Here is a 15,470-nt window from a genome sequence, read left to right as displayed (position 1 = left end):
AAAACCCCGGCATGCAGGCTCAGGCCTGCGTGACCGGGGTTTTTTCATGGTGCGCCGGCTTATACCGCAACTAACGGTCGAGCCCATCCAGCACCTCCGAACGGGGGCGCCCGGCGGCGTCCCGCCGTACGCCCCGGTCAGGCTGCGTGGCCTTCAGCCCGCAACGCCCGCACCAGCTCGCTCGCCGCCTTGCCAAGCCCCGTGTGCTTCGGCCGACGCAGATACACCGGCAGCAGTAGCCCGTTGCGGATATTCGCGAACACGAGCGGCGCAAGCTCGCCGTCGTCGACGTATCGGCCGATCGTCGATTCGGGCAGGTTGGCCCAGCCGTGGCCGGCCTTGACCAACGCGATCGCGGTCGCCATGTCGGTCACTTTCCACGTGCGATTGCCGATCACCGGCCGCACGTCGGTGAGCGGCCGTTCCGGATCGGCGATCACGATCTGCCGGAAACCGGACAACCGCTCGATCGCCTCCGGCTGCGCGGCTTCTGCGATCGCCGGATGTCCCGGCGCCGCGACGGCGATCAGCGTCTCGGTCCACAGCGCGTGGATCTGTTCCTGCGGATGAAGATCGAGCCCGCCGTACGCGACGCACAGATCGACGGCGCCGCGATGCAGCGCGTCGACGATCGCGTCCTGCGGCGCGGTGACGATGCTGATCGCGAGCGCCGGATACTTCGCGGCGACGGCGGTCAGCGCGCGCGCAACGGGTGCGCCGTCGAGTTCCGCCGCGAGCCCGAGCCGCAGCGTGTCCTCGACGCCTTCCGACAGATGCTGCGCATGCGCGCGCAGCGCCTGCAGCCGTTCGGCGATCGACCGCGCATCGGGCAGCAGCGCGGCCATCGCGGCGGTCGGCGTCGGCTCGCGCGTGCCGCGATCGAACAGCACGAGGTCCAGCTCGGCCTCGAGATTCGCGATCGCCATGCTGACGGCCGACGGCGTGCGACCGAGCGCACGCGCGGCTGCCGAGAACGAGCCCTTGTCGATGACGGTCAGCAGCATGTCGATGTGGTCGCTGGTCAGCACGTGCGGCCTCCTGTCAGAAAAATTGAAAGGACCTGACTTTTGCGGGCGAAGTGCCCGCTGTAGTCTCGCCACCTGGTTCGATACGAAGGTGATGGGTCATGCAAGGATGGAAGAGACGCATAGTCTACGTCGTGATGTTCGAGGTGCTCGGCATCCTCGTCGCGTCGTCGGTGCTCGGCATGCTGAGCGGCGCGAGCGCGACGACGAGCGGCCTGCTCGGCGTGATGATCTCGACGACGGGCGTCACCGTCAATTTCCTCTACAACTTCGGGTTCGAGGCGTGGGAGCGGCGGCGTGCGGAAACCACGCGCAGCGTCGGGCGGCGCGTCGTGCATGCGATCGGATTCCAGATCGCGCTCGTGACGTTCCTGATTCCGCTGATCGCGTGGTGGCTCGACGTGTCGCTGCTGCAGGCGTTCCTGTACGACGCGGTGCTGATCGTGTTCTTCCCGATCTTCACGTTCGCGTACAACTGGTCGTTCGACAGCGTGTTCGGATTGCCGGATGCGGTGACGCGCAAACCTGAAGCGGTCGCGTGACGCACGGGATGACGTAGCGACGCGGGGCGGCCCGCGTCGTTTCGCGTCGAAAGAGAAGGGGAGCAGTGGGCGGAACGAATGCCGCCCGAGCGCGTTACGCGGCGACGAACTCGTGCACGAAACGGTTGAACACCGCGGGGCTTGCCGCGTTCATCCCGTGCGACGCACCGGCGACGGTCTGCCGTTGCGCATCGCCGATCCACTGCGACAGCGTGTCGACGTTGTTGCGGAACATCTTCGGGCTGCGCTGGCCATCGATCAGCAGCGTGCGGCACGCGATATCCGACGCCGCATGCTGCGAATACGCAGGCAGCGGATCGCGCAGCTGCTTCGGCAGCGTGCTTGCGTTGTCGATCGCCATCGTGCGAAAGCGCGACGTGCTCTTCTTCCATGCGCCCGGCAGGCTCACCGAGTCGACGAACATCTCGAGGCCGGCTTCCACTTCACCTTGACCGATCAGGTTCACGGCCTTCGTGCGCAGCGCGATCGCGGTGGCCGGCAGCGCGGCTTCGCGCACGCCCGGCTGTTGCAGCGGACCGCCCGGATCGGCGAGCGTGAGCGACTCGACGAGGTGCGGATGCTGGCGCGCGACGTTGAACGCGACGCTGCCGCCACGCGAATGGCCGACGAGATGCACGGGGCCGAGATCGAGTGCGTCGATGAATTCGGCGAGCTCGTCGACGTGGTTCTGCCAGCTGAACTCGTCCTGGATGCCCGCTTCGACGGCCGGCCAGTAGTGGCTCAGGCTCGGCGCGATGCAGCGGTAGTGTGCCGACAGCGATGCGAGTTGCGGATCCCAGTAGCGGTAGTCGCACAACGATCCGTGCACGAACACCATCGGCGCGCCGCTGCCCCGCTCGACATACGGCAGGCTGATGCCCGACGAAAGCGTCGCAAATTGCAGGTCGGGGTTCGCGAGCACCGAAGGCTCGATTCGCATGTTCATGGCTGAAAGACTCAAAGGTGCGTCAACACGACGCAACTATGCATCACGGCGACCTGCAAGGAAAACGCATAATTTTCATCGTGACGATCAATTTTATTGATGGCTGCGCTGGAAACCCTTGTCGCAGCGTGGGGAGGTGTCGAGGCTTTCAATCATCTGACGATTCGTTTCGCCGCCGAACTCGCGTGCGAACGTCTGCGCACACGTGCATCGGCGGGGGAGAAGGAAAAAGGGGAAAGGCCGCCGAACGCGGCCCCCACATCACCGCACCGCCAGCGCGGGCGCGGTCTGAAGCTCGACGGGCAGATCGTTGTCGGCGGCGAACTGCATCGCGAAGTCGAATGCATCGGCACAGACGGTGCGCAATTCGTCGGACACGAACAGGCATTTGGCGCCGCCGTCGACGACCGGCATCGCGAGCCGCGACAACGCGCACGGATAGCCGGGTCGCCGCTCGCCGACGAACAGCGTGATGACGCCCGCGAGCCGTTCGGGCCAGTCGCTCGGGCGGAAGGTTTTCTGCGCGCGGGTGATGCCGCGGATCAGGTGGCCGCGGGTTTGGCCAATGATGCGGCCGCGTTCGGTGATGTCGATGCAATCCATGCCGTTGTGCGTTTCCTCGTTCGCGTCATTCGCCGCCGTCGGCCGCCGCGTCGCCGCGCGCGGGAATCCGCAGGTTGCGCAGCTTGTGATAAAGCGTCTTCTTCGGCATGCCGAGTGCAACGCTGGCGTCCGCGACGTTGCCGTTGTGACGCCGCAGCATGTCCTCGATCAGCATCCGCTCGAAATACGCGAGCTGCTCCGCGAGCGTGCCGCCCGCCGTGGGCGCGCTGCCGGACGACAGCAGGCTGTCGCCGGTCAGGCCGAGCACGAAGCGGTCGGCCACGTTCTGCAGTTCGCGCACGTTGCCGGGCCACGCATGCGTCATCAGTTCGGACACCTGCGCACCCGTGACGACGGGTGCCGGCTGCCCGAAGCGACGCGCGGCCGCGAGCACGAAATGCTCGAACAGCAGCGGCACGTCCTCGCGCCGTTCGCGCAGCGGCGGCAGCTCGATCTGCGCGACGTTGAGCCGATACAGCAAGTCCGCGCGAAAGCGTCCGTCGGCCGCGAGCTCGGCGAGATCGGCCTTCGACGCGGCGACGACGCGGCAGTCGACCGGAATCAGCTCGTTCGCGCCGAGCCGTTCCACCACGCGCTCCTGCAGCACGCGCAGCATCTTGATCTGCAGCGGAATCGGCATCGTCTCGATCTCGTCGAGGAACAGCGTGCCGCCGTGCGCCCATTCGATCTTGCCGATGCGCTTCTTGATCGCGCCGGTGAATGCGCCGGCCTCATGGCCGAACAGCTCGCTCTCGAAGATCTGCTCGGGCAGCCCGCCGCAGTTCAGCGCGACGAAATGCGCGTCGCGCCGACCGCCGAAGTCGTGCAGGCTGCGCGCGATCAGTTCCTTGCCGGTGCCCGTCTCGCCGGTGATCAGCACCGACACCGACGTATCGGCGAGGCGCAGGATCTTCTTGCGCACGTCGGCCATCGCGGGCGACTTGCCGAGCACGAATGCCTCGATGCCTTGCCAGTTGTTGAGCGCCGCGCGCAGCCCCTGCACCTCCAGCGTGAGCCGGCGCTTCTCGACCGCGCGCGCGACGCGGCCGGCGATCACGTCCGACGAGAACGGCTTCTCGATGAAGTCGTACGCGCCGTCGTGCATCGCGCCGACGGCCGTCGAAATGTCGGCGTGGCCGCTGATCAGCACGACCGGGATCTGCGCATCGACGGCCATCACGCGTTCGAGCAGCTGCAGCCCGTCGATGCCCGGCATCCGCACGTCCGACACGATCACGAGGGGCGCGCCGGGCGCGACGTGCGCGAGCGCGTCGGCGGCCGACGCGAAGGCGTCGACCGGGAACCCGGCGAGCGCGACGGCCTGCTCGACGCCGATCCGGACGTTTTCATCGTCCTCGACGACCAGCACGCGAATCTCATCTTCCATGCTCTGTCCTTTGTTGCGGCGTCGCCGCCGCGAATTCGATGGTGAACTGCGCGCCGCCTGCGTCGCGGTTCGTCGCGGCGATCTTCGCGCCGAACGCCTCGACGATGCGCGACGTGATCGCGAGGCCGAGCCCGAGGCCCTGGCCGCGCGGCTTGGTGGTGACGAACGGCTCGAACAGGTGCGGCAGCACGTCGGGCGCGATGCCGGCACCGCTGTCGGCGACGGTGAAGCGCACGCGGCCGGCTTCGTCCTCATCGTTCGCATCGTCCACTTTGGCGGCTTCGATGACGATCCGCCGCACGGGCGCGTCGTGCACCGCATCGAGTGCGTTGCCGAGCAGGTTCACGATCACCTGCTGCAACTGGCTCGATTCGGCGGACACCGTCGTGCCGGGCGCGATGTTCACGTCGAGCTGCACGCCTTCGTCGCGGATCCGCGCATCGTAGATGAACCGCGCATGCGCGACGGCCTCGGTCAGCGACACGGCGACGCGCTCGACGTCGGGCTTGCGCGCGAAGGTCTTAAGCTCGCCGGTGAGCACCGCCATGCTGTCGACCAGCTTGCCGATCCGTTCGAGATTGGCATATGCCGGCGCCGGCTGGCCGCGCTCGAAGAACGTGCGCGCGTTGTCGCACAGCGTGCGGATTGCCACGAGCGGCTGGTTCAGCTCGTGCGTGAGGCCGGCGGCCATCTGCCCGAGCACCGCGAGCTTGCCCGCGTGCACGACTTCCTGCTGCGAATCGCGCAGCCGCTGCTCGGTGCGTTCGCGTTCGACGATCTCGCGCTGCATCCGCTCGTTCGCGGCCGTCAGCGCGGCGGTGCGTTGCGCGACGGTCAGCTCGAGCCGGTCGTTCGCGCGGCGCAGCGCGTCCTGCGCGTTCAGCCGCGCGACGATCGCCCGGCGGCGCTGGATCGCGTAGCCGACCAGCAGCGCGGCGATCAGGAACACGCCGGTGACGAACACGAACGCGGTCTGCTGCTGGCGCCGCGCGCTGGCGATGTCCAGCAGCACCATCAGCGAATCGCCGGCCTGCGGGGCGGGGCGCGACATCACGAGATAGCGCGTGTTGCGGCCGGCGTGACGCGGATCGGGAAACGTGCCGAACCACGCGGCGGCGCTGCGGTCGCCGATGTGGCGGTACGGCAGCACGTCGACCGTGCGGCCCGCGTATTGCCGCGACGCCTGGATGTCGCGCTGCTGCTGCGCGGTGATCGGGCGCAGCGCGGTGAATTTCCACGCCGGCTCGGTCGAGATCACGACCACGCCGTTGCCGTCGACCACCAGCGCCGCGACGCCCGGCGCGCGCCATGCGGATTCGAGCGTGTCGACGCTGATCTTCACGGCCGCCGCGCCGATCGGCACGCCGTCGTCGCGCACCGCGCTCGCGAAGTAGACGCCCGGCACGCCGGTGTTGGTGCCGATCCCGAAGAAGCGGCCGCTGCCGTGCGCGAGGGCGTCCTTGAAGTACGGCCGGTACGACACGTTCGTGCCGACGAAGCTGATCGTCTCGTTCCAGTTGCTGGCGGCGATCACTTCGCCGCGCAGGTCGATCACGTCGACGGCGCCGCTGCCCGCGTCGCGGTTCACGGCTTCGAGGTACGTGTTCACCGTGTGGGCGAGCGCGGGCCGGTCTTGCGGCGCGGCCTTCAGCAGCGCGCGCACGCCGTCCTGGCGGGCAACCAGGCCGGGCAGGATCTCGAAGCGGCCGAGTTCGCTCTTCAGGCTCGACGCATACAGGTCGAGCCGGTGCGCGCCGGTTTCCTCCAGCGCGTCGATCGCGCGTTCCCACGCGAAATCGACGGCCGCGCCCGCCACGCCGACATACAGTACGGCGGCCGACGCCCACCCCCACCACGGGATTCCCTTGAAGCTCTTCTGCACGTTCGCCCTCATCGAAGCCTGCAACCGGTCACGCGCAACCGGCCCTCCGCGACCGGCCCTTCGCAATGACGCGCGCCGCGCGCCGGCAGAGCCGGCGGCGGCGCGTGCGAAGCAGCCTGCGCGACGGTGCGCGCGGCCGTGCATTATCCGAAGTGCGCGACCAGGATCAGCGTCACCGTGACGACGATTGCGCCGCCGATGCGCGTCGCGATCTGCGCGAACGGCATCAGCTGCATCCGGTTCGCGGCGGTCAGGATCGCGACGTCGCCGGTGCCGCCTTGTCCGCTGTGGCAGGCGTTCACGATTGCGGTGTCGATAGGGTACATCTTCAGCAGGCGGCCGACCACGAAACCGGTGCCCATCAGCGTCGCGACGGTCGACACGATCGTGACGACGTTGACGATCGTGAAGGCGGCGGTCAGCTTGTCCCACGGCGTCATCGCGACGCCGATCGCGAACAGCAGCGGATACGTGACGGCGGTCGAGAAGAATTTGTAGACGACGAACGCGCCTTCCTGCAGCGGCGGCGACACCGCGCGCGCGAGCTTCACCAGCACCGCGAGGAACAGCATCGCGACCGGCGCGGGCAGGCCGAACAGCTTGTGCGCCATCAGGCCCACGAGATACAGCGTGATCGCCGTGATGCCGGCGCCGGCGATGTGCGTGACGTCGACGTGACCGCGGATCTCTTCGTTTTCCGGCGCCATGTCGCCGCTTTCGCCGACCTGCAGACGACCGTTGCCGGTCAGGTGCGGCAGGCGCTTGCCGAGCATGTCGAGCGCGCCCGACAGGATGATCGCGGTCAGGCTGCCGAGCATCACCGGCGGCAGCACCATCGCGAACATCTCGCCCTGCGGCAGGTGCATCAGTTCCGAATAGCCGATCGACAGCGGAATCGCGCCTTCGCCGACACCGCCCGCCATGATCGGCACGACGATGTACAGCAGCGTGTGGCGCGCGCCGAGGCCGAGCGCGGTACCGACCGCCGTGCCGACGATCGCGGCCGCGACCGAACCGGCGGCGAGCGGGATGAAGATCTTCACGAAGCCCTGGATCAGCACGCGCCGGTCCATGCTCAGGATGCTGCCGACGATGATCGACGCGATGAACAGGTACAGGAAGTTCGTCGACTTCGTGAACTCGACCGTCAGGTTCAGCACCGGCTTGGGCAGCACGTGATAGTAGGTGAGCGCCGACGGCACGAAGGTCGCGAAGATCGCGGCCGCGCCGATGTTGCGCAAGAGCGGCAGGCGCTTGCCGAGTTCCGCGCACGTGAAGCCGAAGAACGCGAGCACGGCGATCGCCATCGAGATCTCGCCCGGCACCTTGCCCGTGACCGAGAAACCGACGATCAGCGCGAACAGGATCACGTAGACCGGCAGCGGGATGATGCCGATGCGGATTTCCATCAGCTTCCACCAGCCTTCCGGCCAGAAGCGTGCGCGCGTGGCGGCGCCGGCTTCGGCAATCGGTTCCGGGTGGGACGGGGTATGGATAGAGGTCTGCAAGACGTGTCTCCTGATTGTTGGATGCCTGCATTGCTTCGCGGCATCGTGTGCCGTCTATTACGCAACCCCCGTGCCAGAAATTCGGCCTGCCTGAATATTTTTAATGCATTGATTCATAAGGGATTTGTTTCGTCTGTGGAAAGGGTTTCCGCCCCAGGCCGGCCGAGATTTCGGAATTCGTCCGGCGGGGAGGCCGAGATTTCGGCCAGTCGGCCGGCCGGGCGCGAGGTCGACCCCGATTGCGCGCCATATCGCCGCGCGCGATTTTCTTCGCACAATCGCTTCGTAGACCGCCTTCCTGCCGCTCTCTATCATCGGCTGATCCTTTTCCGATGCGACGACTGTCCGGAGAACGCCCGCGCGTTCGCCGCGGCGTCGCTCATCCGTCGATACCGTCTTTGGACAGGAGAGTGGTTCCCATGCCGCATGCCGTTTTTTCCGCCCGCTCGTGCGCCGTCCGCGTCGCACGGCTCATCCTGCCGGCCCGCCTGACGGCGGCCGCGCTGCTCGCGGCGTGGCTCGCCGTCGCGCTGCCGGGCGGCGCGCGCGCCGACACGGCGCCGCTGAAGGTCGGCATCTCGACGAGCCCGCAGATCGAAGCGCTGAAGATCGCCGCGAAGGAGGCGAAGGAGCAGGGCCTCGACGTGCGGATCGTCGAGTTCACCGATTGGAATACGCCGAACGCGGCGCTCGCGAACAAGGACATCGACGTCAACTACTTCCAGCACATCCCGTTTCTCGAGAACGCGAAGAAGCAGGGTGGCTACAACTTCGTGTCGATCGCGCCGGGCACGATCATGAAGATCGGCCTCTATTCGAAGAAGGTGAAAAGCTTTGCCGAGCTGAAGGACGGCGCGCGCGTCGCGATCGCGAACGATCCGGTCAACGGCGGGCGCGGGCTGTTGCTGCTGCAGCGCGCGGGCCTCATCACGCTGAAGCCGGGCAGCGACTACCGGGCGACGACGCACGACATCGTGTCCAACCCGAAGCACCTGAAGATCATCGCGCTCGAGGCGTCGCAGCTCGCGCGCTCGCTCGACGACGTCGACCTCGCGCAGGGCTACCCGAGCTTCATCAAGCTCGCCGGCACGACCGACCCGAACAGCGCGCTGCTGTTCGACGGCACCGAGAACAAGAGCTTCGCGATCCAGTGGGTCGTGCGGCCCGACAGCGTGAACGATCCGCGCATCCGCAAGTTCATCGCGATCTACCAGCACTCACCGGCGGTGCGCCGTGCGCTCGACAACGCGTTCGGCTCGCTTTACGCGATCGCGTGGTGACGGAGGGAAAATGACGACGCCGAACCGCAAGAAGATCCTGCTCAACGCGTTCAACATGAATTGCGTCGGGCACATCAACCACGGGCTGTGGACGCATCCGCGCGACCGCTCCGCGCACTACACCGATCTCGACTACTGGGCCGATCTCGCGAGGACGCTCGAGCGCGGCAAGTTCGACGGGATCTTTCTGGCGGACATCGTCGGCGTGTACGACGTGTTCGGCGGCGGGCCGGACGCCGCGCTGCGCGAGTCGGTGCAGGTGCCCGTCAACGATCCGCTGCTGCTCGTGCCGGCGATGGCGCAGGTCACGCGGCATCTCGGCTTCGGCGTGACCGCGAACCTGACCTACGAGCCGCCGTACCTGTTCGCGCGCCGGATGTCGACGCTCGACCATCTGACGAAGGGGCGCATCGGCTGGAACATCGTGACCGGCTATCTCGACAGCGCCGCGCGCGGAATGGGCCTCGCGCAGCAGATCGGCCACGACGACCGCTACGAACGCGCGGACGACTACATGGACGTCGTCTACAAGCTGTGGGAACAAAGCTGGGACGACGATGCGGTGATCCGCGACGCGCAGGCGCGCGTGTTCGCGCAGCCGGGCAAGGTGCGGCGCGTCAAGCACGACGGGCCGTTCTATTCGGTCGACGCGATCCACCTGAGCGAGCCGTCGCTGCAGCGCACGCCGGTGCTGTACCAGGCCGGCTCGTCCGCGCGCGGCGTCGAGTTCGCGGGGCGGCACGCGGAGTGCGTGTTCGTGAACGGGCAGAGCAAGGCCGCCGCGCGCGCGGCGGCGCTCGATATCCGCGCGGCCGCCGCACGGCAGGGCCGCGATCCGGCATCGATCAGGATTTTCGCCGGCGTGAGCGTCGTGACCGCCGAGACCGAACTTCTCGCACGCGAGAAGTTCGACGAATACCGGCGCTTCGCGAGCCCCGAAGCCGGCCTCGCGCATTTCGCGAGTTCGACCGGCATCGACTTCGCGAAGTACGGGCTCGACGAGCCGATCTCGTACGTGAAGACCGATTCGATCCAGTCGGCCGTCGACGCGATCTCGCGCAAGAGCACGACCGGCACGTGGACCGTGCGCCGGATGCTCGAACAGATGTCGCTCGGCGGCCGCTACGCGCCGATCGTCGGTTCGCCGTCGCAGGTCGCGGACGAACTGCAGTCGTGGATCCACGAGACGGGCATCGACGGTTTCAACCTGACGCGCACCGTGATGCCCGAGTCGTTCGAGGATTTCGTCGACTGGGTCGTGCCTGAACTGCAGAACCGCGGCATCTACAAGGAAGACTACGATCCCGCGCCGACGCTGCGCGAGAAGCTGTTCGGCGCCGGCCCGCGGCTGCCGGCGTGGCATACGGGCGCGCAGCACCGGCCGGCCGCCGTGCCGGCAACGGAACCCGCGCATCCCGCGCATGCATGAACGTGATGGAGCGAAGCGATGACGCAACTGTTCGATACGCTGGGTTTCATCGAGACATCGGCCGTGCGGGCCGGCGCAGCGGCACGCGACGCGCATGGCGCGCATCGGGAAGCGGCCATGCGGGCTGACGTCGCCGCCGTGTCGCTCGTCCACGTCGGCAAGGTGTTCGCGACGCCGCGCGGCCACGCCGCTGCGCTGCGCGACGTGACGCTCGACGTGCGGCGCGGCGAAGTGTTCGGGATCATCGGCCGCAGCGGCGCCGGCAAGTCGACGCTGCTGCGGCTCGTGAACGGCCTCGAACGTCCGAGTTCGGGCAGCGTGCGCGTGCAGGGCGTCGACGTCGGCGCGCTCGACGAGGACGGCCTCGTTGCGCTGCGCCGCCGCACCGGGATGGTGTTCCAGCATTTCAACCTGCTGTCGGCGAAGACGGTGTTCGAGAACGTCGCGCTGCCGCTGAAGATCGCCGGCGTGCCGAAAGCGGAGCGCACGCGCAAGGTCGATGCATTGCTCGATCTCGTCGGGCTCGGCGCGAAGCGCGACGCGTATCCGGCGAGCCTGTCGGGCGGCCAGAAGCAGCGTGTCGGCATCGCGCGGGCGCTGGTGCACGATCCGGAGGTGCTGCTGTGCGACGAGGCGACGTCGGCGCTCGATCCCGAGACGACGCAGTCGATCCTCGCGCTGCTCGCCGACATCAATCGCCGCCTCGGGCTGACGATCGTGCTGATCACGCACGAGATGGAAGTGATCCGCGCGGTGTGCGACACGGTCGCGGTGATCGAGCAAGGCGAGCTCGTCGAAACGGGCCCGGTATGGCGCGTGTTCGGCGATCCGCGCCACGGCGCGACGCGCGCGCTGCTCAGCACGCTCGTGCATGACCTGCCGGCCGAACTGGCCGCGCGCGTGCAGCCGTTGCCCGAGCAGGCTGCGCTGCCGGACGGCGCGCAGGTCGTGCTCGACGTCCGCTATACGGGCGAAAGTGGCGGCGAGCCGGACGTCGGCGCGCTCGCGGCGGCGCTCGGTGGCTCGGTGCGTTTCCTGCATGGCGGGATCGAGCGGATCCAGGGGCATGCGCAGGGGCGCCTCGTGATCGCCGCGTCGCCCGGGCAGTCGCTGGCACACGGCGGCGCGGTCGCCGCGTTGCTGGAGCGCGCGCGCCGTCATGCGAATCACGCGGAGGTGCTCGGTTATGTTTGAACTCTGGTGGCCCGAACTGCTCGACGCGATCCGCGACACGCTGTCGATGGTCGCCGCGTCGGCCGCCGTCGCCGCGCTGATCGGCATTCCGCTCGCGGTGATCCTCGTGACGACCGCGCCCGGCGGCATCTACGAGCGGCGCGGCGTGAACGCCGTGCTCGGCGCGCTCGTCAACGTGTTCCGCTCGACGCCGTTCATCATCCTGCTCGTCGCGCTGCTGCCGTTCACGCGCGTGCTGATCGGCACGACGATCGGTGTCTGGGCGGCCGTCGTGCCCTTGTCGATCGCCGCGATTCCGTTTTTCGCGCGCATTGCCGAGGTGAGTCTGCGCGAAGTCGATCGCGGGCTGATCGAGGCCGCGCTCGCGATGGGCGCGAAACGCCGCCACATCGTGTGGCACGTGCTGCTGCCCGAGGCGCTGCCCGGCATGCTCGGCGGCTTCACGATCACCGTCGTCGCGCTGATCGGCTCGACCGCGATGGCGGGCGCGGTCGGCGCGGGCGGGCTCGGCGATCTCGCGATCCGCTACGGTTACCAGCGTTTCGACACCACCGTGATGGCGACCGTGATCGTGATCCTGATCGCACTCGTATCGGCCGTGCAGATCACGGGCGACCGCCTGGTCCGACACGTGACCCGGCGTACCTGAGCGGCGCCACGAGCGCGGCTCATTTCATTTTTCCAGACCCTGAGAGAACGATACCCATGACCTTGCCCATCGGCGCACCGCGCGAATGGAACGGACAATTCGAGGAAGCGCTGTTCCTGGACGTCGCGCGACGCCATCGTCCCGGCTTTCCCGACAAGCTCGCGACGCCGCCGCGCGAGCCGCGCAGCGAAGACGAGCTGGCCGCCGTCGCCGACTACTACACGAAGATGGCGTCGCACGACCTGTTCATCGTGCAGGTCGTCGCGAAGGCGATCGACACGCTGTTCCGCGACAACCCGCATTTCCAGCTGATCCTGTCGCGCCAGCTCGGCGACGACGGCGCGCATGCGGTGATCGGCCGCGAGCGCGTGACCGAACTGACGGGCCGCGATCCGCTGCCGGAAGTCGAGCGGCTCGTCGCCGCGCACTGGGCGCGCATCGGCGATATCGCGGTGCGCGACGTCGCGGGTTTCCTCGCGTTCGAATGGCATTACGAGCTGCACATCCTCGCGAAGCTGTGGATCCAGCGCAAGACCGGCCGCATCGCGGATGGCGCGATGCGCGAGCACGGCGAAAACCGGATTCGCCCGGACGAGGAGTGGCATCGCGTGCAGATCGTCCAGTGGTGGTTCGACACGTTGAAGGCGCTGCCGACCGCCGAGCGCGATGCGCTGATCGACCGCGTGATCGCGGCCGACGAGGAAACGCAGGCGCGGCTCGACGGGTATCTGCATGACGAGTACGCGCATACCGCGCATGTGTTCGGTGCGGATATCGCCGAGTACCGCGCGATCTACGACGACTGGCGGCGCGAGATCCTGTCGCGGCTGACCGGCCGCCCGCTCGGCGCGCTGGTGCCGCTGTCCGGCAAAGTCGTGGCGCATGAACCCCTTGCACGGGAAGCCGTCGCATGAACGATCCCCGCAGCCCGGCGACGTTTGCGCCGGATCCCGATGCACGTGCGATCGACGCCGATGCGCTGGCGCGCGCGATCGACTCGCTGCATGCGACGGCGGCTGCGCGCGACCGCGCGGGCGGTCATGCGGCCGACGAGAAGCAGTGGCTCGCCGACGCCGGCCTGCTGACGCTCGCGGTGCCGCGCGAATTCGGCGGACAGGAATCCGCTTGGCCGGCGATCTACGACACGATCCGGCAGATCGCGCGCGTCGACAGTGCGCTCGCGCATCTGGTCGGGTTCCAGATCCTGCAGATCGTGAGCGTCGACGTGTGGGGCAGCGCGGCCCAGCGGGAGCGCTATCTGCGCGGCACGGTCGAGCATCGCTGGTGGTGGGGCAATGCGGTCAACCCGCTCGACACGCGGCTGGTGGCGACCGCGACGCCGGACGGCGGCTACCGGCTCGACGGCGTGAAGGGTTTCTGCTCGGGCACGCGCGGCTCGCAGCGGATGACCGTGTCCGCGCACGATCCGGAAACGGGCCGCACTGTGTTCGGCGTGGTGCCGACCGATCGTGACGGGATCACGGTCAACGACGACTGGGATCCGATCGGCCAGCGTCAGACCGACAGCGGCAGCGTGCGCTTCGACGGCGTGACGCTCGCGCCGGACGACGTGCTGCACCGGTCCGAAACGCCGCCGACGCCGCGCGCGACGCTGCGCACGCTGGTGTCACAGCTGGTGCTGACGAACCTGTTCGTCGGGCTTGCCGAAGGCGCGCTCGCCGAGGCGCGCGATTACGTGCTCAAGCATGGCCGGCCGTGGATCCATTCGGGCGTCGCGCAGGCGAGCGACGATCCTTATACGCTGCAGCGTTTCGGCGACATGCGCGTGCGGGCGGTGGCGGCGGGATCGCTGGCCGACCGCGCGGCGGTCGAGTTGCAGCGCGCATGGGCGCGGCGCGACGCGCTGACGGCCGACGAACGTGCCGAAGTGGCGCTCGCCGTGTCGGAGGCGAAGATCGTCGCGCAGCGCGCGGCGCTCGACAACGGCGAGGCGCTGTTCGATGCGTGCGGCGCACGCGCGACGGCCGCGTCGCTCGGCCTCGATCGCTTCTGGCGCAACGCGCGCACGCATACGCTGCACGATCCGCTCGACTATCGGCTGCGCGACGTCGGCCGGTTTGCGCTGACGGGAGAGTTGCCGCAGGCGTCGCTCTATACGTGACGGCGGTCAGCCATCGCGTCACTGCGCCGGTAACGTCTCCGCCAGTGCCCGCATCGCATCCACCGTCTCCGGATTCGCCGGAAAAAATGCCTCGATCGCGAGCTCCGACAGCGTGACGTCGACCGGCGTGCCGAACACCGTCGTCGTGCTGAAGAACGTCAACTCGCCGGCCGCCGTGCGCAGCCGCAGCGGCACCGCGATGTCCGCGTAGTCGGTGCGTGCATGCGTGTCGTCGGGCTGGCCGGCTGGTGCCGGATAGGCGGCCAGTTCGTCGCGCAGCGCATGCAGTGCGCGGTCGCCGCTCGCGTCGATCTGCCGTTGCAGCCGGTGCAGGATATGCGCGCGCCATTCGTGCCAGTTGACGATCTGCGACGCGAGGCCGTCCGGATGCAGGCTCAGGCGCAGCACGTTGACGGGCGGCTGCAGCAGCGCCGGATCGGCCTGTGCGACCAGCGCGCCGAGCATCCGGTTCGCGGCGAGCAGCGTCCAGTGGCGATCCACCGCGAGCGCCGGGTAGGGCTCGTGACCGCGCAGCACAGCCTCGACCGCGTGGCGCGCAGCATCGAGCTGCGGATCGGAGAACGGCCGCTCGCGAAACAGCGGCGCATAGCCGGCCGCGACGAGCAGCGCATTGCGCTCGCGCAGCGGCACGTCGAGGCGCTCCGCGAGATGCAGCACCATGTCGCGGCTCGGCTGCGCGCGGCCCGATTCGACGAAGCTCAGGTGTCGCGCGGACACCTCCGCCTCGAGCGCGAGCGCCATCTGGCTCAGGCGCCGGCGTTGACGCCAGGTGCGCAGCAGCGGGCCGATGCCGGACGCGCGGCCGGCGGACGGGGGGAGCGAATGGAGGGCGGCGGTCGAGTTCATGGTGAAGATGATAGGCAATCCCGTACGCGCCGGGCA

Annotated in this window: 14 protein-coding genes; 7 read left to right on the top strand and 7 right to left on the bottom strand. The window is 68.4% G+C overall.

Going from position 1 to position 15,470, the window contains the following annotated elements; all coding sequences use genetic code 11:
- Positions 1-137: 137 nt before the first annotated feature.
- A complete protein-coding gene (locus LMA02_RS28625; RefSeq protein ID WP_228908459.1) occupies positions 138-1,028 on the bottom strand; it encodes a LysR family transcriptional regulator in 891 nt (296 codons plus the stop codon).
- Positions 1,029-1,126: 98 nt separating this feature from the next.
- Here LMA02_RS28625 and LMA02_RS28620 point away from each other — a divergent pair, with 98 nt between their 5' ends.
- Complete coding sequence (locus tag LMA02_RS28620; RefSeq protein WP_228908458.1) at positions 1,127-1,567, top strand: PACE efflux transporter; 441 nt, start codon at positions 1,127-1,129, stop codon at positions 1,565-1,567.
- A gap of 94 nt (positions 1,568-1,661) precedes the next feature.
- Here the strand turns inward: LMA02_RS28620 and LMA02_RS28615 are convergent, their stop codons facing one another.
- From LMA02_RS28615 to LMA02_RS28595, 5 genes are all read right to left on the bottom strand, one after another.
- Positions 1,662-2,513: an alpha/beta fold hydrolase gene (locus tag LMA02_RS28615; RefSeq protein WP_228908457.1), complete on the bottom strand. Its 852-nt coding sequence runs from the start codon at positions 2,511-2,513 to the stop codon at positions 1,662-1,664.
- Between the two features lie 261 nt (positions 2,514-2,774).
- On the bottom strand, positions 2,775-3,116 hold the full coding sequence (locus tag LMA02_RS28610; protein WP_228908456.1) for a DUF3579 domain-containing protein: 342 nt from the start codon (positions 3,114-3,116) through the stop codon (positions 2,775-2,777).
- Between the two features lie 25 nt (positions 3,117-3,141).
- Positions 3,142-4,503 carry a sigma-54-dependent transcriptional regulator gene (locus LMA02_RS28605; RefSeq protein WP_228908455.1) on the bottom strand — a complete coding sequence of 454 codons (1,362 nt, stop codon included), beginning with the start codon at positions 4,501-4,503 and terminating at the stop codon, positions 3,142-3,144.
- On the bottom strand, positions 4,493-6,397 hold the full coding sequence (locus LMA02_RS28600; protein WP_228908454.1) for a sensor histidine kinase: 1,905 nt from the start codon (positions 6,395-6,397) through the stop codon (positions 4,493-4,495). Before LMA02_RS28600 ends, LMA02_RS28605 begins: the two co-directional genes overlap by 11 nt.
- Before the next feature lie 131 nt (positions 6,398-6,528).
- A complete protein-coding gene (locus LMA02_RS28595) occupies positions 6,529-7,893 on the bottom strand; it encodes a 2-hydroxycarboxylate transporter family protein (RefSeq protein WP_228908453.1) in 1,365 nt (454 codons plus the stop codon).
- Between the two features lie 419 nt (positions 7,894-8,312).
- Between LMA02_RS28595 and LMA02_RS28590 the strand changes: the two genes are divergently transcribed.
- From LMA02_RS28590 to LMA02_RS28565, 6 genes are read left to right on the top strand one after another with little or no spacing between them, the layout of a single operon-like run.
- Entirely contained in the window at positions 8,313-9,173 is an 861-nt protein-coding gene (locus tag LMA02_RS28590) for a MetQ/NlpA family ABC transporter substrate-binding protein (protein ID WP_228908452.1), read from the top strand.
- A 10-nt stretch (positions 9,174-9,183) separates the two neighbouring features.
- Positions 9,184-10,602 (top strand): LLM class flavin-dependent oxidoreductase, encoded by a 1,419-nt coding sequence (locus tag LMA02_RS28585; protein WP_228908451.1) that lies wholly within the window; start codon positions 9,184-9,186, stop codon positions 10,600-10,602.
- 18 nt (positions 10,603-10,620) lie between these two features.
- On the top strand, positions 10,621-11,796 hold the full coding sequence (locus LMA02_RS28580) for a methionine ABC transporter ATP-binding protein (protein ID WP_228908450.1): 1,176 nt from the start codon (positions 10,621-10,623) through the stop codon (positions 11,794-11,796).
- A complete protein-coding gene (locus LMA02_RS28575; RefSeq protein WP_006752338.1) occupies positions 11,789-12,445 on the top strand; it encodes a methionine ABC transporter permease in 657 nt (218 codons plus the stop codon). The genes LMA02_RS28580 and LMA02_RS28575 overlap by 8 nt, the downstream gene beginning before the upstream one ends.
- A gap of 56 nt (positions 12,446-12,501) precedes the next feature.
- On the top strand, positions 12,502-13,359 hold the full coding sequence (locus LMA02_RS28570) for a hypothetical protein (protein ID WP_228908449.1): 858 nt from the start codon (positions 12,502-12,504) through the stop codon (positions 13,357-13,359).
- Complete coding sequence (locus LMA02_RS28565; protein ID WP_228908448.1) at positions 13,356-14,567, top strand: acyl-CoA dehydrogenase family protein; 1,212 nt, start codon at positions 13,356-13,358, stop codon at positions 14,565-14,567. The genes LMA02_RS28570 and LMA02_RS28565 overlap by 4 nt, the downstream gene beginning before the upstream one ends.
- Before the next feature lie 18 nt (positions 14,568-14,585).
- On the opposite strand, the gene LMA02_RS28560 is transcribed toward LMA02_RS28565, so the two are convergent.
- Complete coding sequence (locus tag LMA02_RS28560; RefSeq protein ID WP_228908447.1) at positions 14,586-15,434, bottom strand: helix-turn-helix domain-containing protein; 849 nt, start codon at positions 15,432-15,434, stop codon at positions 14,586-14,588.
- Positions 15,435-15,470: the final 36 nt, after the last annotated feature.

Source organism: Burkholderia sp. B21-005 (assembly GCF_020843965.1).
GTDB classification, from domain to species: Bacteria; Pseudomonadota; Gammaproteobacteria; order Burkholderiales; family Burkholderiaceae; genus Burkholderia; species Burkholderia ambifaria.
The sequence above is the reverse complement of the archived record's forward strand: the minus strand, read 5'-3'. Positions and strand labels throughout refer to the sequence as shown.